The organism is Ramlibacter paludis (assembly GCF_022012305.1).
GTDB classification, from domain to species: domain Bacteria; phylum Pseudomonadota; class Gammaproteobacteria; order Burkholderiales; family Burkholderiaceae_C; genus Ramlibacter; species Ramlibacter paludis.
The window spans coordinates 638,072-657,881 of sequence record NZ_JAKLTM010000004.1; the positions used below are offsets into that span (position 1 = coordinate 638,072).

17 protein-coding genes are annotated in these 19,810 nt (G+C 70.5%); 5 read left to right on the top strand and 12 right to left on the bottom strand.

What is annotated here, in order from left to right; translation table 11 throughout:
• Window positions 1–64: 64 nt before the first annotated feature.
• Complete coding sequence (locus LZ009_RS16830; protein ID WP_275699109.1) at window positions 65–1,054, bottom strand: Bug family tripartite tricarboxylate transporter substrate binding protein; 990 nt, start codon at window positions 1,052–1,054, stop codon at window positions 65–67.
• 131 nt (window positions 1,055–1,185) lie between these two features.
• Between LZ009_RS16830 and LZ009_RS16835 the strand changes: the two genes are divergently transcribed.
• Complete coding sequence (locus LZ009_RS16835; RefSeq protein WP_275699110.1) at window positions 1,186–1,860, top strand: Type 1 glutamine amidotransferase-like domain-containing protein; 675 nt, start codon at window positions 1,186–1,188, stop codon at window positions 1,858–1,860.
• A 13-nt stretch (window positions 1,861–1,873) separates the two neighbouring features.
• On the opposite strand, the gene LZ009_RS16840 is transcribed toward LZ009_RS16835, so the two are convergent.
• Together LZ009_RS16840 and LZ009_RS16845 are read right to left on the bottom strand one after the other, a co-directional pair.
• Window positions 1,874–3,178, bottom strand: a complete 1,305-nt coding sequence (locus LZ009_RS16840; RefSeq protein WP_275699111.1) for an MFS transporter — start codon at window positions 3,176–3,178, stop codon at window positions 1,874–1,876.
• Window positions 3,175–5,085, bottom strand: coding sequence for a PAS domain-containing hybrid sensor histidine kinase/response regulator (locus tag LZ009_RS16845; RefSeq protein WP_275699112.1), 1,911 nt, complete (start codon window positions 5,083–5,085; stop codon window positions 3,175–3,177). The genes LZ009_RS16840 and LZ009_RS16845 overlap by 4 nt, the downstream gene beginning before the upstream one ends.
• 100 nt (window positions 5,086–5,185) lie before the next feature.
• Here LZ009_RS16845 and LZ009_RS16850 point away from each other — a divergent pair, with 100 nt between their 5' ends.
• Together LZ009_RS16850 and LZ009_RS16855 are read left to right on the top strand one after the other, a co-directional pair.
• On the top strand, window positions 5,186–6,562 hold the full coding sequence (locus LZ009_RS16850; RefSeq protein WP_346730754.1) for an RAD55 family ATPase: 1,377 nt from the start codon (window positions 5,186–5,188) through the stop codon (window positions 6,560–6,562).
• A gap of 1 nt (window position 6,563) precedes the next feature.
• Window positions 6,564–7,019 (top strand): response regulator, encoded by a 456-nt coding sequence (locus LZ009_RS16855; protein ID WP_275699114.1) that lies wholly within the window; start codon window positions 6,564–6,566, stop codon window positions 7,017–7,019.
• Between the two features lie 47 nt (window positions 7,020–7,066).
• Here the strand turns inward: LZ009_RS16855 and LZ009_RS16860 are convergent, their stop codons facing one another.
• On the bottom strand, window positions 7,067–7,300 hold the full coding sequence (locus LZ009_RS16860; RefSeq protein ID WP_275699115.1) for an HNH endonuclease: 234 nt from the start codon (window positions 7,298–7,300) through the stop codon (window positions 7,067–7,069).
• Between the two features lie 166 nt (window positions 7,301–7,466).
• Here LZ009_RS16860 and LZ009_RS16865 point away from each other — a divergent pair, with 166 nt between their 5' ends.
• On the top strand, window positions 7,467–7,820 hold the full coding sequence (locus tag LZ009_RS16865; protein ID WP_275699116.1) for a DUF1428 domain-containing protein: 354 nt from the start codon (window positions 7,467–7,469) through the stop codon (window positions 7,818–7,820).
• A gap of 22 nt (window positions 7,821–7,842) precedes the next feature.
• On the opposite strand, the gene LZ009_RS16870 is transcribed toward LZ009_RS16865, so the two are convergent.
• The 5 genes from LZ009_RS16870 to LZ009_RS16890 form a co-directional block, all read right to left on the bottom strand.
• Complete coding sequence (locus LZ009_RS16870) at window positions 7,843–9,894, bottom strand: PAS domain-containing protein (protein ID WP_275699117.1); 2,052 nt, start codon at window positions 9,892–9,894, stop codon at window positions 7,843–7,845.
• Between the two features lie 114 nt (window positions 9,895–10,008).
• Window positions 10,009–10,497, bottom strand: a complete 489-nt coding sequence (locus LZ009_RS16875; protein ID WP_275699118.1) for a DUF1236 domain-containing protein — start codon at window positions 10,495–10,497, stop codon at window positions 10,009–10,011.
• Between the two features lie 123 nt (window positions 10,498–10,620).
• A complete protein-coding gene (locus tag LZ009_RS16880; protein WP_275699119.1) occupies window positions 10,621–13,290 on the bottom strand; it encodes an ATP-binding protein in 2,670 nt (889 codons plus the stop codon).
• Between the two features lie 133 nt (window positions 13,291–13,423).
• A complete protein-coding gene (locus LZ009_RS16885) occupies window positions 13,424–16,144 on the bottom strand; it encodes a M16 family metallopeptidase (RefSeq protein WP_275699120.1) in 2,721 nt (906 codons plus the stop codon).
• A 60-nt stretch (window positions 16,145–16,204) separates the two neighbouring features.
• Entirely contained in the window at window positions 16,205–16,525 is a 321-nt protein-coding gene (locus LZ009_RS16890) for a hypothetical protein (protein ID WP_275699121.1), read from the bottom strand.
• Window positions 16,526–16,577: 52 nt separating this feature from the next.
• Between LZ009_RS16890 and LZ009_RS16895 the strand changes: the two genes are divergently transcribed.
• Window positions 16,578–17,465, top strand: a complete 888-nt coding sequence (locus LZ009_RS16895; RefSeq protein WP_275699122.1) for a LysR family transcriptional regulator — start codon at window positions 16,578–16,580, stop codon at window positions 17,463–17,465.
• A gap of 33 nt (window positions 17,466–17,498) precedes the next feature.
• Here LZ009_RS16895 and LZ009_RS16900 read toward each other — a convergent pair whose 3' ends face one another.
• The 3 genes from LZ009_RS16900 to LZ009_RS16910 form a co-directional block, all read right to left on the bottom strand.
• Complete coding sequence (locus LZ009_RS16900) at window positions 17,499–18,074, bottom strand: nucleotidyltransferase family protein (RefSeq protein ID WP_275699123.1); 576 nt, start codon at window positions 18,072–18,074, stop codon at window positions 17,499–17,501.
• 22 nt (window positions 18,075–18,096) lie between these two features.
• Window positions 18,097–18,444, bottom strand: coding sequence for a hypothetical protein (locus LZ009_RS16905; RefSeq protein WP_275699124.1), 348 nt, complete (start codon window positions 18,442–18,444; stop codon window positions 18,097–18,099).
• Between the two features lie 88 nt (window positions 18,445–18,532).
• Window positions 18,533–19,804 carry a BaiN/RdsA family NAD(P)/FAD-dependent oxidoreductase gene (locus tag LZ009_RS16910; RefSeq protein ID WP_275699125.1) on the bottom strand — a complete coding sequence of 424 codons (1,272 nt, stop codon included), beginning with the start codon at window positions 19,802–19,804 and terminating at the stop codon, window positions 18,533–18,535.
• Window positions 19,805–19,810: the final 6 nt, after the last annotated feature.

The following is a 19,810-nucleotide window of genomic DNA, read 5'->3' on the forward strand; positions in this document are numbered from 1 at the left end:
AGGTCAAGGGCAAGTCCTGAGGCGCGAGCGTGAAACCTCGCACACGATCAGGGCTTCTGCAGCCTCATTCGACCTTGATGCCGGCCGCCTTGACGACCTGCCCGTAGCGGGCGAGGTCGCGCGCCATCTCGTCCTGGAAGCCGGCGGCGCTGCCCGGGGTGGGCTCGATGCCCAGGGTGCGCAGCTTCTCGCGCGCCTCCGGGTCCTCCAGCACCGCGTTCAGTTCGGCATTGAGCCGCGCGGCGATGGCCGCGGGCAGGCCCGCCGGCGCCAGCAGGCCGACCCACGAGTCCACCACGAAATCCGGCACGCCGGCCTCGGCAAAGGTCGGCACGTCCGGCAGCGACGAAGAGCGCTTCGCGCTGGACACGGCGATGGCGTGCAGCTTGCCGCTCTTCACGAAGCCGTGCGCACCGGCCACCGCGGTGTACACCAGGGGAATGCTGCCGCCCACCACGTCCGTCAGGGCCTGGCCGCCGCCCTTGTAAGGCACGTGCGTGAGATTGGCGCCGGTGCGCATCTTCAGCAGTTCGCCCGCGATGTGCGGGGTGCCGCCGGTGCCCGAGGTGCCGAAGGAGAGGCCGCCGGGCGTGGCCTTGGAGACCCGGACCAGGTCGGCAACGGTCTTCACCGGCGCGGCGGGATTCGCCACCAGGATCAGCGTGGCGTTGCCGATCTTGCCGATGGAGGAATAGTCCTTCAGCGGATCGAAAGGCACCTTGGCGAAGACATGCGGATTGATCACCATGGTGCCGTCGAAGGCCAGCGCCAGGGTGTAGCCGTCGGCGGGCGCGTCCTTCACCAGTGCCATGCCGATGTTGCCCGACGCGCCCGGCTTGTTGTCGACGATCACCTGCTGGCCGAGGCGCCGGCCGAGGAACTCGGCGACCACGCGGCCGCTGGTATCCGTCACGCCGCCGGGCGTGAAGGGCACGACCAGGCGGATGGGACGGGAGGGCCAGCGGTCCTGGGCGGAGGCCGGCACGGGGGCCAGGCCGAAGGCGGCCGCGGCCAGCGTGGCAAGCGCGAAGCAGCGCCGGGACGTGGGGGTCATGCTTGTCTCCTGCGGATCTTGTTCGTGGTGGGGGCAGCTTAGCAGGAGCCCTTGTCGAAAACGCCGGCCCTCGTTCGTCGTGGATGGCGGGCAGCGGCCATCCGGGCCGCGCCCCCTTGAAAGGACGATTCATGAAATTGCTGCTCACCTCGGCCGGCGTCAAGAACGCAAGCATCCACCAGGCGCTGCTCGACCTCCTGGGCAAGCCGATCGCCGACTGCCATGCGCTTTGCATCCCCACCTCCCTCTACGGCCACCCGCAGGGCACGCCGGAGGGCTCCTGGCGCTTCGTCAGCGGCCTGGAGCCGCGCTGCCCGATGGTGGAACTCGGATGGAAATCCGTGGGCCTGCTGGAACTCACCGCCTTGCCGCACATTCCACGGGAGCGCTGGACCGCCTGGGTGCGCAGCGCCGACATCCTGCTGGTCAACGGCGGCGATGCCGTGTTCCTCGCCCACTGGCTGCGGCAATCCGGCCTGGCGGACCTGCTGCCCTCGCTGCGCGACACGGTGTGGATGGGCCTCAGCGCCGGCAGCATGGCGCTGACGCCGCGCATGGGCGATGCCTTCGTGGAAATGAAGCCTTCCGTCACCGGCGACGACAAGGGGCTGGGCCTCGTCGATTTCTCCCTCTTCCCGCACCTGGACTTCCCGACCTTTCCGGAGAACGCCATGCCGTATGCGGAACGCTGGGCCGCGGCGCTGGGCAACCCGTCCTATGCCATCGACGACCAGACCGCGGTCCAGGTCGTCGACGGCCAGGCGAAGGTCATCTCCGAAGGGAACTGGAGGTACTTCGCGGGATGACGCCGCGCCGGCTTCACGCCTGCGCCGCCCTGACCTTGCCGGCCACCACCCGCACGCCGCTGGGCGCCGCGCGCCAGATCGCGAAGGCGGAAAGCAGCGAGAAGCCGATGGCGACCAGGAAGGCCAGCGTGTAGCTGCCGGTGCGGTCGTGCACGAAGCCCATGAACCACGGGCCCACGGCACCGCCGGCCAGGGCGCTGAGCATCAGCGTGCCGAAGATCGGTCCGTAATGCTTGCCCTCGAAGATCTCCGCGGGGATGGCGCCCACCACCGACGTCAGGCCGTAGCCGAGGACGCCTTGCGCCAGCACCATCGCATACAGCAGGACGACGCTAGTGTGCGCCTGCAGCGCCAGCAGCGCGGCATAGGTGATGACGAAGCCCAGGCTGCCGATCGCCCAGACGATCTCGCGGCCGATGCGGTCGGACAGCCAGCCGAGCCCGATCTGTCCCGGCACGCCGGCCAGGCTCACGGCCCCCAGCGCCCAGGCCGCCTGCGCCGGGCCGAAGCCGATCTCCGTGAGGTACTTGGTCTGGTGCACCTGCACGGCGTACCAGGAGAAGAGCCCGCCGAAGTAGGCCAGCGCGATCCACCAGAAGCGCGCCGTACCCATCGCGCGGCGCAGCGTCCAGTCGATGGCGGCCCAGGCGGGGTCGACCACGTTCGCGCGGCGGGCTTGCGTGGCGGCCGGCGTGTCCGCGTCGCCGTCGGGCGCCAGGCCCAGGTCCTGCGGCCGCTTGCGCAGCAGCAAATTCAGCGGCACCAGCACGACCAGCGTCAGCACGCCGAGCAGCGTGCAGCCGGCGCGCCAGCCGCTGCGTTCCACGAAAGCCTGCAGCGCCGGCAGCATCACGATCGAACCGAACCCCACGCCGGCAAAGGCGACGCTCATGGCGAGCGCGCGGCGCCGCACGAACCAGTTGGGCAGGAACAGCGCCTGGCCGGTGTAGCCGGTGAAGGTGGTGCCCGCGCCCACCAGCATGCCCAGCGTGAGGTAGACGTGCCAGGGCTGCGTGGAAAAGGTCGCGAGCAGCAGCCCCGCGGCGGTGGCCACGACGCCGATCTCCATGACGAAGCGCGGGCCGCGCCTGTCCATCAGCCGCCCGAGCAGCGGGCTCAGCACCGCCGACACGATGAAGCCGAAGGAGAACGCCCCCGCGGTGACGCCACGCTCCCAGCCGAACTCGTCGAGGATGGGCGGAAAGAGCAGCGAGAACGCCGTGCGCGCATTGACGCAGATCGCCATCGTCAGGAAGACGACGCCCACGACGATCCAGCCGTAGAAGAAGGGCAGCCGGCGGGCGAGCCGTTCGATCAAGTGCCGCGCTCCTGCACCTGGTCGAGCAGGCGTGCCAGTTCGCCGAGGTCGGCAGGCTTCACGAGGTAATGGTCGAAACCCGCCGCGCCGCCGCGCTGCCGGTCGTTCGCGCTGCCGTAGCCCGTGAGCGCGATGAAGGTCGCGGCCCTCGCCTGGGGTAGTTCGCGCAGGCGGCCCGCGAGCGCATAGCCGTCCATGCCGGGCAAGCCGATGTCGAGGATGAAGGCATCGAAGGCCTGGTCGCGCGCGGCCTCCAGCCCCTGCAGGGGATCGTGGGACACGCGCACCTCGTGCCCCAGGGTTTCCAGCAGCATGCCCAGCGTCGCGGCGGCGTCGCGGTTGTCGTCCACCACCAGGACCCGCAGCGTGCGCGCGGCCGCAGGCAGATGCGCCGGCGCATGCGCCGCCGACAGCGAGGGATCCACCGCTTCCAGCAGCGGCAGCGTCACGGCGAAAGCCGCGCCCAGCCCCCGGCCGGCGCTGGCGGCAAGCACACGGCCCCCATGCAGCTCCACCAGGTGCTTCACCAAGGCCAGCCCGAGGCCCAGCCCGCCCTGCGCCCGGTCGGGGGTGCGTTCGCCCTGCGTGAACAGCTCGAACACGTGCGGCAGCAGCTGCGGCTCGATGCCCATGCCGTTGTCCTCGACCCGGACCTCCACCTGCGCGCCGACCTCCATCGACAGCGACAGCGATCCGTTCGCGGGCGTGTACTTGGCCGCGTTGTTCAACAGGTTCGACACCACCTGGATCAGGCGCGCGCGGTCGCCCAGCACGTAGACGTCGCCGGACGCCATGCGCGTCGTCAGGCCGTGTCCGCGGGCCTCGATCAAGGGCCGCACCTGTTCGATCGCGTTCGCCAGCACCGCCTTCAATTCCACCGGCCGGTGCTCGAGCTCCACCAGCCCGCGCGTGACCCGCGAGACATCGAGCAGGTCGTCGACCAGTTCGGTCATGTGCCGCACCTGGCGCTCGATGATGTCGGCGCAGCGTTCGACCTTGGCGGGGTCGCCGGAGGCCGCCCGCAGCAGGTGGGCCGCGGTGCTGACGGGCGCCAGCGGGTTGCGCAGCTCGTGCGCGAGCATCGCCAGGAAATCGTCCTTGCGCCGGTTGGCGGCCAGCAGCTCGTCGCGCGTGCGCTTCTGTTCGTGGATGTCGGTGCAGGTGCCCATCCAGCGCACGATGGCGCCCTGCTCGTTGCGCACGGGCAGCGCGCGCCCGAGCACCCAGCGGTATTCGCCCGAGCGGTGCCGCAAGCGGTACTCGATCTCGTAGCTCTGCCCGGTGCGCAGGCTGTGGCGCCAGACCTCCCAGGCGCGCGGCTGGTCCTCGGGATGGAACATGCCGTTCCAGGCCTCGCCGTCGGTGGACCCCAGCGGCATGCCGGTGAACTCGTACCACTGGCGGTTGTAGTAGTCGTGGAAGCCGTCCGGCAGCGTGGACCACACCATCTGCGGCAGCGCATCGGCGATCGTGCGGAACTGCGATTCGCTCGCCCGCAGCTGCCGCTCGGCCAGCAGGCGGTCGGTCACGTCCTCGTGGATCAGCATGATTTCGGCGACCCGGCCCTGGCCGTCCGTGATGGGGCACGCCGTGGCTTCGACCCAGCGCGCCTGGCCGGGCTTGCCCAGCACCGCCGGGTCGTAGTGGATGGCCGGGATGCGCATGGCCTCGCCGGCGAAGGCGCGCCGCAGGTACGGCGTCACGCCCTTGGCCTCCAGCTGCGGGTCGGCCAGCATGTCGTATTCGCCCAGCACGAAGGCCAGCAGCGGATCGCCCTCGTGCGCACCCCACAAGTCCTGCCAGGCCCGGTTCACCATCACGGTGCGGCCATCCACCGACAGCAGCTGCACGCTGAACGGCGCTTGTTCGAAGAGGGTGCGGAATCGCTGTTCGGTGGGATCGGTCACGCCAGCATTGTGCCCACGGTGAATGCGCGCATGGCGCGCGCCCTGTCCTTCCGCCATACTCCGCCCCCAAATGAGCCCCCTTCCCACCAGCATGCAGAGATTGCCAACCGCCGTCCAGGGACTGGACGAGATCCTGTTCGGCGGCCTGTTCGCGGGAGGCGTCTACATCCTGGAGGGCCCGCCGGGCGTGGGCAAGACGACGCTGGCCAACCAGGTGGCCTACACCTTCGCCCGCAGCGACGTCCGCACGCTGTACGTGACGATGCTGTCCGAGTCGCACGCGCGCATGCTGCAGCACATGGAGGGGCAGGACTTCTTCGACCAGCAGCAGGTCAACGCGCGGGTGTTCTACATCAGCGGCTACCGGGAGCTCGAACAGGGCGGCCTCAAGGGAGTGGTCGACCTGCTGCGCGCCGAGCTGGTTCGCAACCGCGCCTCGCTGCTCGTGATCGACGGCCTGGTGGTGGACCGCGGCGTGCGGTCCGCCGACGAATCGGTGCGGCAGTTCGTGCACGAACTGCAGAGCCTGGTGAGCGTGATGTCCTGCACCTGCCTCGTGCTGACCAGCGGCGACGGCAACGCCCTCAGCGCGGAGCAGACCATGGTGGACGGGATCTTCACGTTCGAGGACCACGGCTTCCACTGGCGCGCCGAGCGCCGCATGCAGGTGCGCAAGTTCCGCGGCAGCCGGGTGATCCGCGGCAGCCACACCTTCTGCATCACGACCCGGGGCCTGCAGTTCTTCCCGCGGCTGGAGAGCCTGCCATTCGACGAAGGGCAGGCCGCGCCCGCTTCCGCGCCGGTGTCGACCGGGCTGCCCGCACTCGATGGCGTCCTACAGGCAGGCGGGCTCTTGTCCGGCACGGCCTCGGTGGTGGTCGGTCACAGTGGCGCAGGCAAGACGACCGTCGCGCTGGCCTTCGCCGCGCGCGCGACCTTGCAGGAACCCGGGCTGCTGCTGTCCTGCTCGGAATTCCCCGACGATCTCCGGCGCGTCGGGGCCAACCTGGGCCTGGCCATCGCGGAAGCGGTGGACACGGGCGCGCTGCGAATCGAGCGCCTCGGCCTCGACGACGAATCCATGGACGAAATGGGGCACAAGATCCTGCGCTTGATCGATGAATTCCAGGTGCGACGCTTGAGCGTCGACGGCCTGGCGGGCATGGCCGACACCCTGGCCTTCCCGGAACGCGGCTACCGCTTCCTGGGCCGCCTCGTCGCGGAGCTCCGGCGCCGGGGGGTCAGCTCGCTGTTCACGCTCGACCCCGCAGCCCTGTCCGTGGCCGCCGGCACCGCGCTGGCCGATGGCGTCGTCGGCTGGTTCGACAACGCCTTCACCTTCCCGCAGCCCCGACCGGAAGGCGGCGGCGCCGGCGCCCGCATGCTCGCCATCACGAAGGTGCGCGCGAGCCAGGCCAGCCAGCCCCTGGTCGACGTCGAGCTCGCGCACTCGCGCGGCCGGCCGCCGGGGCCATGACATGGTCGTCCCGATGCAACTGGTGCTGGTCGTCGAGGACGAATACGGCAACGCCGAAATCCTGCAGCTGCTGCTGGAGTCGGCCGGTTATCGCATCGCGATCGCCTCCAACGGCAAGGCCGCCCTCGAACTGCTGGAAGGCGAGAAGCCGGCGCTGATCCTGTCGGACTTCATGATGCCCACCATGAACGGCGGCGAGTTCGGGCATGCTGTGCGGCGCAATTCCGCCCTGGCACAGATTCCCTTCGTCTTCATGAGCGCCACCAGCGAGGACGTGGTGCGCGACGTCTTCCCGGACTACGACGCCTTCCTGCCCAAGCCGTTCCGCATGGAAGCGCTGCTGCCTCTCGTCGAGCGCTTCACCGCCAGCGGACGCACGCCGGCGCCGAGCAGCGAGGAAGTGGGCGAGTCCGTGCGCCAGTTGCTCAAGAGCATGCAGCTGCCGCCGGAGCAATAGGCAAGGCGATGGCCGACCGGCCGAGTTCGGGATTTCGCTGAATTGCCTTACGCAGGCGTGCCGCCCCCGCCCTTCGCATGCCGCCGGTGGTTGCACGTGCCATGGCTGATCGCCAGGTTCTCGATGTGGCTGCTGCCGCCTTCGCTCAGGGGCTTGATGTGTTCCAGCGTGGCGTCCCCGGGCGCGACGGGCTGGCCGCAGATCCAGCAAGGGACGACGCCGTGCAGCTGGCGGGCGACGGTGCGGTAGATCTTGGTGCGGGTGAGGGACAGGCTGGTCATGCGGCTGGCTGGCGGAAGTGCGCCAGCGTAGCAGCATCGCGCGTGCCACCGCCGTGGGCAGAAAGCTTTGCCGGCGTCATGTCGAAAACGGCGGGCGTCGATCGTCGTGGGGGAGGAGGGCCGCAGCGCGGCTCATCCGTTGTGTCCGTTCATTCAGGAGAACCTCATGGCTTACGTCGATGGATTCGTAGTTCCCGTCCCTACCGCCGGACAGGAGGCCTATCGCGCCTCCGCGGCCAAGGCCTGGGTGCTGTTCAAGGAGTGGGGCGCCACCCGCCACGTGGAGTGCTGGGGCGACGACGTGCCCGATGGCAAGCTCACGGACTTCAAGCGCTCGGTGCAGGCCAAGCCGGACGAGACCGTCGTGTTCTCGTGGATCGAGTACCCCTCGAAGGAGGTGCGCGACGAGGTCTACCGCAAGATGAAGGACGACCCGCGCATGAAGGACATGGACATGCCCTTCGACGGCAAGCGGATGATCTTCGGCGGCTTCCGGCCGATCTTCGACGAGCGGCCGTAATTGGGTTCTGACCCCAATTATTTTAGTCGCCCAAGGCCTTGCGCAGCGCCTCCACGCTGTACGGCTTGAGCAGCACCCTGAACTCGTCGCCGCGCATGCTGGCGGTCGCTTCCGAGTAGCCGGTGGTGAGCACCACCGGCAGGCCGGGCTGGCGGCGGCGGATCTCGCGGGCGAGCTCCAGGCCGTTCATGGGGCCGGGCATCATGATGTCGGAGAACACGACGTCGACGGCGCGCCCGTTGGCCAGGGCGCCCAGGGCCGCGGCGGGGCTCGCGGCATGCAGGACGGTGAAGCCGAGCTCCGACAGCATCTCGCGCGTGAGGGCGGCGACCTCGAGGTCGTCCTCCACCAGCAGCACGTTGCCGCCGGCGCGCGTCACGTCGGCCACCACGGGCGCGCTGGAAGCGGCCGCTGGCTCGTGCAAGGCACGCGGCAGCAGCACCGTGACGACCGTGCCCGCGCCGACCTGGCTGTCCACCGTGAGCCGGCCGCCGGATTGCTGCACGAAGCCGTAGACCTGCGGCAGCCCGAGGCCGGAGCCCTTGCCGACGTCCTTGGTGGTGAAGAAGGGTTCGAAGATGCGCGCCAGCACTTCCGGCGGCATGCCGCTGCCGGTGTCGGACACGGACAGCCGCACGAAGTTCTGCGCCGCGCCGTTGTCCCCGATTTCCACGCTGTTGCGGGCCGCGATCGTGATCGTGCCGGCAGCCGTCATGGCGTCGCGCGCATTCACGCACAGGTTCAACAAGGCCAGCTCGAACTCGCCGGCGTCGATCTCCACCGGCCACAGATCCGGCGCGATCTCCATGCGGATCTCGATGTCGCTGCGCAGCGGCCGCGCCAGCATGTCGCGCATGCCTTCGAGGCTGGCGGCGAGGTCCACCGATTCGGGGTGCAGCGGCCGCCGGCGCGAGAAGGAGAGCAGCTGGTGCGTCAAGCCGCTGCCGCGCGTGACGGCGCGGCGCATGCTGGCGTACACGCGCTGGCGCTGCTCCGGGGACACGTCGCGTTCCAGCACCTGCAGCCCGTTGGCGAACACCGCCAGCAGGTTGTTGAAGTCGTGGGCCACGCCGCCGGTGAGCTGGCCCAGCGACTCCATCTTCTGCGTATGGCGCAGTGCCTCCTCGGCGCGGCGCAGGCGCTCCTGGTCACGGTGGCGCTCGGAGACGTCGTAGACGAACTGGTAGGCCCCGATGCGCTCGCCGCCCGGGCCGCGCAGCGTGTTGTAGCGCATCTCGTAGAAGCGGCGGTCGCGCGCCGGGTCGCCGAATTCCGCGATCTCCACGAACTCCTCGCCGGCGAGCGCGCGCGACCACACGGACCGCACGGCCGCCTGGTGGGCCGGCTGGTCCGCCAGCAGTTCCAGCATGCTCGTGCCCACGCGCGGTCGCACTCCGTAGATCCGCTCGAACTCGCGCGCCGCCGACTGGTTGATGGCGAGCCAGCGATAGTCGAGGTCGGCCACCTGCACGAAGGCGTCCGTGCCCTCGACGATGTCGGCCAGCACCCTGCGCTCCGCCAGCGCCGCATCGACGCGGCGCTCCAGCGTTTCGTTCAGTTCACGCAGTGCGTTCTCGGCCAGCACGCGGGGCGTGGTCTCCCAGACCGCGCAGAACATGCCCTCCACGCCGCCCCGGTCGCCGCGCACCGGCGAATAGGAAAAGGTGAACCAGGTCTGCTCGTCGTAGCCCTTGCGGTTCATCACGAGCGGCAGGTCTTCGTGGTAGCTGGCCTGGCCGGCCATCGCCGCTTCGATCAGCGGGTGGATGTCGTCCCAGATCTCGGCCCAGATGTCGTGGAAGCGCGCGCCCAGCGAGCGCGGATGCTTGGCGCCCAGGATCTCGGCATAGGCGTCGTTGTAGAGGAAGCCCAGCTCGCTGCCCCAGGCGACGAACATCGGAAACTGCGAATGCAGCAGCAGGTCGACGACCGTCCGCAGCGCCTGCGGCCAGGCGGCGGGCGCACCCAGGGGCGAGCGCGACCAGTCGTGGGCGCGCATGAGGGCCCCGACGCGCCCCCCGCCCTGGAGGAAGGGGGCATCGACCACGGAATCGGGCTGGGTGAGGGGCGGCATCGCGATCTGCGAACCATAGCCACAGGGAACGGGATCCGCCCCCTCGCGCAGGGGGGCTTGCGCGGAAACCAACTCAGCCGCAGGACGGCTTGAGGGTCTGCCGCCCGGGAAAGGTCAGCGCATCAGCCCGTTGATGCCGTCGACCACCATCATGGAACCGGCGGCCACCAGCAGGATGTCGCCGGCCACCTGCACGTACTTGTGGCCCACCGGCACCGGCGGCAGCGTCACGATGATCTGCTTGGGAACCGGGTAGACCACCACGGTGGAAGGCAGCGGCTGGCCGACGTTCCACTGCTTCTTCGCCTGGCCGGGCGGCATGCAGCCGTTGTTCTTCTTCGCCAGGCCCGGCGGGCAGCTCTTGGCCGACGCGTAGTAGTGATGCACGGAGTCCCGGTTGCGGCTGTCGAAGAACGCGCCCTGCTTCGGCCCCTTGTCGGCATGCTTGCCGCCGCCGTGTTCCTTGCCCTTGTGGCTCTCCTCGCCCCCGCCGTGCTTGCCGCCACCGGCCCAGGGCGGCGGACCGGCGAATGCGGAGCCGGCGGCCACCAGCGTGGCCAGCACCAGCGCGAGCGTGCGGCGGGAATGAAGTTTCGGGTGCATGGAGTCCTCCGTCATGGCAGCACGGACACTACGCGCGAGCAGGGACCACCGTTGACGGCAAGGGCGTGAGCGGTCGTGGCGGCGGGACGGACGGCCCGCCGGCGTCTGTTCGGCGCCTCGGCGTCAGGCGCTGGCTGCGCCCTCTTCGTGACCCAGCAGGCCCACGATGCGGCTGGCCAGCTTCTCCATCGAGAAAGGCTTGGTGATCATGGCCATGCCGGGGGCGAGCAAGCCCTTGCCGAGGGTCGCGTTCTCGGCGTAGCCGGTCATGAACAGCACCTTGAGGCCGGGACGCGTGGCGACCGCGGCGTCGTAGACCTGGCGGCCGTTCATCACCGGCAGCCCGACGTCGGTGACCAGCAGGTCGATGCGCTGCCCGGTCTCGAGGATGCGCAGGGCATCGGCGCCATCGGCCGCTTCCAGCGTGCGATAACCCAGGCCAGCGAGCACGTCGATCACGAGCGCGCGCACCACGGCCTCGTCTTCCACCACCAGCACCACTTCGCCATGCAGGCTCTGGTGTTCCTCGCCCAGTTGCGGCACGGGCTCGGGCGCCTCCGCCTCGCCGCGATGCCGCGGCAGGTACAGGCGGGCCGTCGTGCCCTGCCCGGGTTCGCTGTACAGCCTGGCATGGCCGGCGGACTGCCGCGCGAAGCCGTAGATCATCGACAGCCCCAGCCCCGTCCCCTGGCCGATCGGCTTGGTGGTGAAGAAGGGATCGAAGGCCTTGGCCAGCACGTCGGGCGCCATGCCCACGCCCGTGTCGGTGACGCTGATGCAGACGTATTGCCCGGCCTGCACGTCGCGCTGCTGCTGCACGTACATGTCGTCCAGCCAGGCATTGGAAGTCTCGATGGTGAGCACGCCGCCATCGGGCATCGCGTCGCGGGCGTTGATGCACAGGTTGAGGATGGCGCTTTCGAGCTGGTGCGGATCGCACAGCGTCGTCCACAGTCCGCCGGCCAGCACCAGCTCCAGGCGGATCGTCTCGCCCAGCGTGCGGCGCAGCAGCTCCTCCATCGTGGCGACCAGCTGGTTGGCCTTCACCGGCCTGGGGTCCAGCGGCTGGCGCCGCGAGAAAGCCAGCAGGCGGTGGGTGAGGCCGGCCGCGCGCTCGGCGGAGTGCATCGCCCCGGCCATCAGCTTGTCGATGTTCTCCAGCTTGCCCAGCTGCAGGCGCAGCTTCAGCAGGTCCAGCGAACCCATGATGCCCTGCAGCAGGTTGTTGAAGTCGTGCGCGATGCCCCCCGTGAGCTGGCCCACCGCTTCCATCTTCTGCGCCTGGCGCAGCGCCTCCTCGGCGGCCTGGCGCTCGCGCGTCTCGTCCTGCAGCTGCTGCACGGCCGCCTGCAGGTCGTGCGTGCGCTCCTCGATCCGGGCTTCCAGGTTCGCATTCAGCGAACGCAGTTCCTTCTCGGCCTCCACCTTGTCGGTGACGTCGGAGCCCTCGACGAAGATGCCGGTGCAGGCGCCGCCCGCATCCAGGATCGGCTGGTAGACGAAGTCGACGTAGCGGGTTTCCATCGGCCCGCCGGGGGTCTGCTGCAGCTGCACCTCGACGGAACGCCCCACGTAGGGTTGGCGGCTTTCGTAGACGCGGTCGAGCAGGTCCACGAAGCCCTGGCCGGCCACTTCGGGCAGCGCCTCGGCGACGGTCCTGCCTTCCAGCTCGCGACGTCCCACCAGCGCCCGGTAGCTTTCGTTGACCAGCTGGAAGCGATGCTGCGGCCCGGCCAGCACGCCGAAGAAGCCGGGCGCCTTGTTGAAGATCGCGCGCAGCCGGTCGGCCTCGGCGGTGCGGCGTTCGACCTGCTCCGCGTTCGCGAGGCTGGCCGCGACCTGGCCCGCCACCAGCTGCACGAAAGCGATGTAGTCCGCGTCGAGCCGCCGGTAGGGACTCACGCCGCAAGCCAGGAAACCGGCGGGCGCGGCGGAACCGGGCCGCGAGATCGGCACGACCAGCGCCAGCGTGGCGGCGCGGTCCCAGCTTCCGGTCGGGACATCCGCGGAGTCCCGCAGCTCCACCGTGAAGGACCGCTCGCCGGTGATCACGCGCTCCGGCTGCCAGTGGCCGCCGGCCACGGCCTGCGCCGGCGCCAGTGCGCTGCCCGGCGCGACGCCGGCGGCGGTGGCGAGCTGCGCGCGGCCGGCATTGTCGAACGCGTAGACGACGGAGAAAGTGAGGTCGCGGGTCGAGCGCGCGAGCGCGTCGCGCGTGGCGTCGAGCACCGCGGCGCGCGTGTCGGCCGCGGCCAGGTCGCGCGCGAGTTCACGCAGGGTGCCCAGGCGCCGCTCGCTGATCACGCGGTCGGTCTCTTCCGAGACCGCGCAGAACAGGCCTTCGACCTGGCCCGTGTCGCCGATCAGGGGCGAATAGGAAAACGTGTGATAGGTCTCTTCGCGGTAACCGGAACGCTCCAGCACCAGCGGCAGCGCGCGGTCCCAGGTGGATTCGCCGCGTTCGTACACGGCTTCGATGCGGCCGCGTATGTCGTCCCAGATCTCCGCCCAGAGTTCCCGCGTCGGCATGGCCAGCGAACGCGGATGCTTGGCGCCCAGCGTCGGCCGGTACGCGTCGTTGTAGAAGAAGTGGACCTCCGGCCCCCAGCCGAGCCACATCTCGAACTTCGAGGTGAGCAGGATGCGCAGCGCCACCTTCAGCGCCTGCGGCCAGCGCTCGGGCGGGCCCAGGGGCGTGGCGGCCCAGTCGTGGCGGCGCATCAGCTGCGCCATCTCCCCGGTGCCCACGAAGATGTCGGCGTAAGGGGCGGGCTCTCCGGAGGTGGGCGGCATTCTGGTGGAAGGTTCCGCTGTCGCATGACAAGGACAGCGCGACCCACGAAACTACCTGTCGAGGTCGGCAGCGTCTGTAGGACGGAGCCGGGTTGCGCGGGGCCCGCCCGCAGCCCCGCGCCTTGCCCGCGCCTCAGGGGAAGGTGCCCGCCGCCACCTCGGTCAGCCGCTCCACGTCCAGGTACCTGGCCAGCGCCGAATTCACCGCCTGCGTGTCCAGCTTCTCGTAGGCCTCGGTCATGCGGCCGTACCAGGCCATGTCCCGGTCCCAGCGCAGGTTGCTGGCCAGCAGCCCGGCCAGGTTGGCGGGCTGCGCGAGCCAGTCGGCGCGGGCGCTGACGATGGCGCGGCGCGCGAAGGAGACTTCCAGCGCGCTGAAGCCGTTCTTTGCCCGTTGCTGCAGTTCGTCGCGGATCACTTCGCGCAGGCGGTCGCGGTTTTGCGGTGCGAAGCTGGCGTTGATGTTGATCGCCGCGGCGGTGCCCTCGGCGCGCGCGCTGGCCGGCACGAACAGCGAGGAACCCACGCCGTAGCTCAGGCCCTCCTGCTCGCGCACGCGCTTCCACAAGGCGGTGCCGCCGGGCCGCCCGCCCAGCAGCTGCACCGCCGCCGACAGGGCCGGGAAGTCGGGCGACTCCTCGGTCATGGCCAGCGGGATGCGCGCGGTGTAAGTGGCATTGGCTTTGTCCGGCACCATCACTTGCTGCCAGCGGTCCTTCACCTGCGCTGGGTACTCGAAGATCCAGGGCTGGCGCGGCTCGGCCGAACGCCAGTCGCCGAAGGCCTGCTGCAAGGCCGCGCGCACGGCTTGCGGATCGACCGGGCCGACGACCGCGATCTCGCCCAGGCCGGCGCCGCCGAAGCGCTGCCAGAAGGCACGCAGTTGCGCCGGCGTCGCAGCCTGCAGGAGGTCCGCGGTCCGCTGCAAGGTGCGCGCCTCGCGCGGGTCGCCTTCCGGATAGGTGGAGAACACGCGCTGCAGGCTGGTCGATGCGAGCGCCCCCGGATCCGACTGGCTGCCCTTGTTGGCGGCCAGCGCCGCCGCACGGATGCGCTCGAAGGCCGCCTCGGGAAAGTCCTGGGGCCGCAGCACGCGCGCCAGCAGCTGGAAGAAGGGCTGCACGTTGCGCGCCGGCAGCTCGAAGTTGGCGGTCATGCCGCCCGCGCCGCTGTTGATGCGCAGCGTGGCGTCCAGCGCCAACAGGTCGGTGCGCACCTGGTCGTTGGCCTGCAGCATCATCGGGCCGAGGAAGGTCGCCAGCACGGAACTGCCCTTGACCGTGTCGGCCGTGCCCCAGCGCAGGCGCATGGTGCCCGTCACGCGCGACTCCTTGGTCTGGCGCGGCAGCACCGCCAGGTGCAGGCCCGGCGCGCCGCCCACTTCGAGCCGCGCCTTGACGATGCGCGGCTCGATCGCTTCGGGCGTGAGCGGAAAGTCTTCGGCCGCGGCGGTCACCGTGCGGCCCCGGTAGTCACGCAGCACTTCGGCAGCGGCGACCAGCGCGGGAGCCGGCGCGCGCGCGGGCAAGGCCGCGTCCGGCAGGTAGAAGCCGACGGTGCGGTTGGAGGGCAGCATCCACGCCGCGGCAACGCGCTTCACGTCTTCCGGCGTCACCGCCTCGATCCAGTCGCGGTGCGCAAACAGCAGGCGCCAGTCGCCGGCGGCCACCGATCCCGTCAGCGCCAGGCTCAGTTGCTCGGGGTCGCGCAACTGCGCCTGCACGGATTGCAGCAGCTCGGAGCGCGCCTCGGCCACTTCGCGCGCGTCGGGCGCCAGCGTCTCGATCGTCTTCAGCAGGACGTCCTGCGCCGCGCGCGCCGCGGGTTCCGGCGTGGCGGTATCGCCGAGCACCGCGCCGGCCATGAGGAAGCCGGGGTCGACGCCGCCCGTGGCCCAGGCCCAGCGCGAGGCCGCCAGCTTCGTGTCGACCAGGGCCTTGTCCAGCGGACCCCGGGACCGCGAAAGCAGTTGCGCCAGCACCAGGGCCGCGGCGAAGTCGCGATCGGCGCCGGGCATCACGTGGTACAGCACCGCCACCTGCGGCGTGCCGCCGACGCGGCGCAGCACCACCTGCCGCTCGCCGTCCTGCACCGGCTCGCGCGTGTAGGCCGCGGGCAGCGGCGTGGCCGGCCGCGCGATGGCGCCGAAGACCTGCTCCACCTTCTGCAGCGCGGCCTTTTCGTCGAAGCGGCCGCCGATGACCAGCACCGCGTTGTCGGGCCGGTACCAGGTGCGGTAGAAGGCGCGCAGCTTCTCGATGGGCACGTTCTCCACGTCGCTGCGCGCGCCCAGCACGTCGCGGCCATAGCCGTGCCAGTGGAAGGCCGCGGCCCGCATGCGCGCGCCGAGGATGCGCGAGGGATCGTTTTCGGCGCGCTCGAGTTCGTTGCGCACCACCGTCATCTCGCTGTCCAGGTCGCGCTTCTCCAGCCGCGCCTTGGTCATGGACTCGGCCAGCCAGCGCAGCATCCAGTCGAGCGTTTCGGCGTCGCTGGAGAACTGCGCGAAGTAGTTGGTGCGCTCCCAGGAGGTGGTGCCGTTCCAGCGGGCGCCGCGGCGCGTCATCTCCTCCTTCGGGTCGGCGACGCTGTCGGTCGCCTTGAAGAGGAGGTGCTCCAGCAGGTGCGCGGCGCCGGTCTCGCCGTTGCCCTCGTGCTTGCTGCCCACGCGGTACACCAGGTTGACGGTGGTGGTCGGCTTCGACTGGTCGGCGTGCACCAGCACCGTCAGGCCGTTGGGCAAGGCGTATTCGCTGACGCCTTCGACCTCGCGAACCGGTTTGAGCTGTGCGTGCGCGGCCGCCGCGACCGCGAAGGCCGCCGCGGCCAGGATGAATCTACTTGTGCAATGCATGACGCGCCCCCTTTGTGCCCGCGACCTTAAGGGCGCGGACGGGGTGCGTCAAGGCAAGGGTCAGCGCAGCGCGGTGCGCGCGCGGGCGGGCGACACGAGCTCGGCCCAGGCGCGCCTGGACTTTTCGAGCAAGGTGGCGGGGCGCTGCACGCGGATGCGCGCGGCGCCGACCGCGACGGCGGCGGCGACGTCCTGCGCCTGCAGCACCGCCGGCGCGGCGATGCGGCGCGCCCGGGCGACGACGACCTGGCCGGCCAGCCACGCGAGCGGCGGCTGCACCAGCACCTCGCCTTCGAGCAGGTACAGGGTTGCGGGAACGTGCGGGTCGACCTCCAGGGCCTGGCCGGCACGCAGCGAAATGGAGCGGTCTTCCGTGTTCATGGGATGCAGTTTAGGATTCAAGCCACTTCACATTCAATTGAGTTTGGATTCAATGAACAAGGACGCCGGACTTCCCACCTTGCGCCAGCTGGAGCTGCTGCTGGCCCTGCCGGGCGCCTCCAGCATCGCGGCGGCCGGCGCCCGCATCGGCATGAGCGCTTCGGCCACCAGCCACGCGCTGCGGGCGCTCGAGTCCACGCTGGACTGCGAGGTGGTGGACCGGCTTGCGGCCGGCGTCGTGCTCACGCATGCCGGCGAGCAGGCACTGCCCGCCGCACGCGACGTGTTCGCCTCTCTGCAGCAGGTGCGCGCGCTGGCCGCGGCCTCGTCGGGACTGAAGACCGGGCGGCTGCGCATCGGCTCGATCGGCACCAGTTCCTCGCTGCGCTTGCTGCCGCCGCTGCTGGCGCAGTTCCGCAAGCGCTATCCGGGCATCGAGGTGCACGTGGCGGAGCGCGCGGACCCGGAGGTGGAACAGGACCTGCTGGCGCGCCGCATCGACATCGGCGTGGTCCTGCTGCCGCAGCCGAATTTCGACACCCAGGCGCTCGCCACCGACGAACTGCTGGCCGTGCTGCCGCGCGACCACCCGCTGGCGAAGGAGAAGACCGTGGCGGTGCGCGACCTGGCGAAGTATCCGCTGGTGCTGACGCAGGCCGGCTCGCAGGAGATGGTGATGCGCATGTTCGAGCGCGCCGGCGTGGTGCCCCATGTCGCGCACGAGCTGTCGCAGGTGATCACGATTTTGGAGTTCGTGGCGCGCGGCAACGGCGTGTCGGTGCTGGCCGCGCTGGCGCTGCCGGAGCAGCAAGAGGGGCTCGTGTTCCGGCCGCTGGCGCCGCGCACCACGCGCCGGATCGCGCTGGCCTGCATAGCCGAAAAGCGGCTGTCGCCGGCGGCGCTGGCGTTCTGGAAGATGGCGGGGAAGGCGGGGGCTTGAGGGGCATGGTGGGGTCGCTGGCGCGAACCCACCCTACGAGGAGAGACGGAGCGAAGGCCAGCGCGCCTGGTACGAGCGCGCTTTCGCTTCGAAGAGGGCGCGGTAGTCCGTCAACGGATTCGGTGCCAGGCGGCCCGCATACAGGTCTTCCAGCCCGTACGGCGCATCGAGCTCGAGGCCGGCGGCCGACGGCCGTACGGCGACGCAGGTTCCCAGCACCAGGAAGCGCGCGATGCCATCGCGCGCGTCGCGCAGGCGGGGATAAGGATGGCCGAAGTGGTCCTGGTACCAGAGGTGCACGCGGGCCTGGTTCTTCGCTTCCAGTTCCACGCCCAGGTCGGCCAGCTCGCGCTCGACGCGTGCCTGCACCGCGCGCTCGCCTTCTTGCGAGAGATCATCCGCGTCGAAGTAGAACAGGTCGTAGTCCTTGATCGCCGCGGCCGGGTCGCGGCCCGCCTGCAGGTTCCACACGGTCTGGAACAGGCAGCCGGCGACCAGCCAGCCGTCGGGCAGGTCCAGCCGCTGCCAGCGCGCGAGGATCGCGCGCACGTGCGGGTTGCGCTGGATGTCGGCGATGAAGCGTGCGTGCAGGTCGGGGCTATCCGGCATGGCCCCAGCCTATCGCATCCGGCTAGGAGCCGGACAGGATGCTGTGCGGCCCGCCGTCGTCGAAGATGTCGCGCGCCTGCGTGCGCGGCAGGTAGACCACGTCGCAGCCCTGCCGAGCCGCGGCAGTGATCGATGCCTGGTAGCCGAGCTTGGCCATCTCGCGCGAGAAGACCTTGACCTGGTTGTAGCTGTCCAGGTGTTCCGCGGCAATCAGGTCGCCTTCTGCATTGCCGATGCAGACCACGAAGGCGGGGCCGGACCCTTCGGCCCGCATCGCCTTGCGCAAGGCGGCAACCGCGCCTTCCAGGCCCGGTATCGCATCGAATCCGGGCAGCACGGCCCGGTGCGCCTCGCTTCTCATCTCATTCACGGTGTTCGTCATTCATGGGTGCGCCATGATCCCACGCGCGCGCCCGCGCACGTGTCCGAATGCAACCCGCGCAGGCGTCGGACAAGCGTCAGTGCCGCCCAGCCTGCAGCCACTGCAGGGCACCCTGCGCCGCCGCGCGCCCCGTCGCCATGCAGGCGGTGAGCAGGTAGCCGCCGGTCGGCGCTTCCCAGTCCAGCATCTCGCCGGCGCAGAACACGCCGGGCACGGCGCGCAGCATGCAGTGCGCATCGAGGGCCTCGAAGGGCACGCCGCCCGCGGTGCTGATCGCTTCGTCCAGCGGCCGCGGCCGCGCGAGCACGATCGGCAGCGCCTTGATGGCGGCAGCCAGCTGCGCCGGATCGTGCAGTTGCGCGGGCGTGAGCAGTTCGTGCAGCAGCGCCATTTTCAGGCCCTGCAGGCCGAGCCGGCTTTTCAGGTGGGTGGACAGGCTGCGCGGTCCCCGCGGATGGGAGACCTGCTCCAGCACCTGCGCCGGCGTGTGCTGCGGCAGCAGGTCGAGGTGCCAGGTGGCCTGGCCGTGGGCTGCGATCGCGTCGCGCAGGCGCGCGCTGAAGGCGTAGACCAGGCTGCCCTCGATGCCGGTGTCGGTGACGACGAACTCGCCCTGCTGGCGGTCGTGCGCGTCGGCGTCGAGGAAGGCCGCGACCGGCTTCACCGGCTGGCCGGCGAACCGCGAACGCAGGTGCTCGCTCCAGCCGCTGCGGCCTTCGCCCGTGGGCGCGATGTCGAAGCCGCAATTGGCCGGTTGCAAGGGCGCGATGTCCACGCCGCGTGCTGCGAGCCAGGGGACCCAGGCGCCATCGGAGCCCAGGCGCGCCCAGCTCGCACCGCCCAGGGCCAGCACCGTCGCATCGGCGTGGACGACGGTGGGGCCGGTCGGCGTCTCGAAGTTGAGTGCGCCTTCGGAGTTCCAGCCCGTCCACCGATGGCGCGCATGCATGCGCACGCCGGCGGCGCGCAGGCGATGCAGCCACGCACGCAGGAGCGGCGCGGCTTTCAGGTCCTGGGGGAAGACGCGGCCGGAGGTGCCGACGAAAGTCTCGATGCCGAGACCGGCGGCCCAGGCGCGCACGGCGGCGCCGTCGAACTGCGCCAGCGCGGGCCGCAAGGCCTCGCTGCGCTGCGCGTACCTTTGCAGGAAAGGGTCCGGCGCTTCCGAGTGCGTGAGGTTCAACCCGCCGCGCCCGGCCAGCAGGAACTTGCGGCCCACCGAAGGCATGGCGTCGTACAGGTCGACCTGTACGCCGCTCGCGGCCAGCACTTCCGCCGCCATCAGGCCGGCCGGACCGCCGCCGATGACGGCGACGCGCCGCGGCGCGGGGGAAGGCGGCGTGGGCATGGCCTG

Coding starts and splice junctions, on each gene's coding strand:
- LZ009_RS16900 (WP_275699123.1), bottom strand. CDS start 18,074: ATGCCGGATAGCCCCGACCTGCACGCACGCTTCATCGCCGACATCCAG.
- LZ009_RS16885 (WP_275699120.1), bottom strand. CDS start 16,144: ATGCATTGCACAAGTAGATTCATCCTGGCCGCGGCGGCCTTCGCGGTC.
- LZ009_RS16835 (WP_275699110.1), top strand. CDS start 1,186: ATGAAATTGCTGCTCACCTCGGCCGGCGTCAAGAACGCAAGCATCCAC.
- LZ009_RS16870 (WP_275699117.1), bottom strand. CDS start 9,894: ATGCCGCCCCTCACCCAGCCCGATTCCGTGGTCGATGCCCCCTTCCTC.
- LZ009_RS16890 (WP_275699121.1), bottom strand. CDS start 16,525: ATGAACACGGAAGACCGCTCCATTTCGCTGCGTGCCGGCCAGGCCCTG.
- LZ009_RS16865 (WP_275699116.1), top strand. CDS start 7,467: ATGGCTTACGTCGATGGATTCGTAGTTCCCGTCCCTACCGCCGGACAG.
- LZ009_RS16880 (WP_275699119.1), bottom strand. CDS start 13,290: ATGCCGCCCACCTCCGGAGAGCCCGCCCCTTACGCCGACATCTTCGTG.
- LZ009_RS16855 (WP_275699114.1), top strand. CDS start 6,564: ATGGTCGTCCCGATGCAACTGGTGCTGGTCGTCGAGGACGAATACGGC.
- LZ009_RS16860 (WP_275699115.1), bottom strand. CDS start 7,300: ATGACCAGCCTGTCCCTCACCCGCACCAAGATCTACCGCACCGTCGCC.
- LZ009_RS16875 (WP_275699118.1), bottom strand. CDS start 10,497: ATGCACCCGAAACTTCATTCCCGCCGCACGCTCGCGCTGGTGCTGGCC.
- LZ009_RS16830 (WP_275699109.1), bottom strand. CDS start 1,054: ATGACCCCCACGTCCCGGCGCTGCTTCGCGCTTGCCACGCTGGCCGCG.
- LZ009_RS16910 (WP_275699125.1), bottom strand. CDS start 19,804: ATGCCCACGCCGCCTTCCCCCGCGCCGCGGCGCGTCGCCGTCATCGGC.
- LZ009_RS16895 (WP_275699122.1), top strand. CDS start 16,578: ATGAACAAGGACGCCGGACTTCCCACCTTGCGCCAGCTGGAGCTGCTG.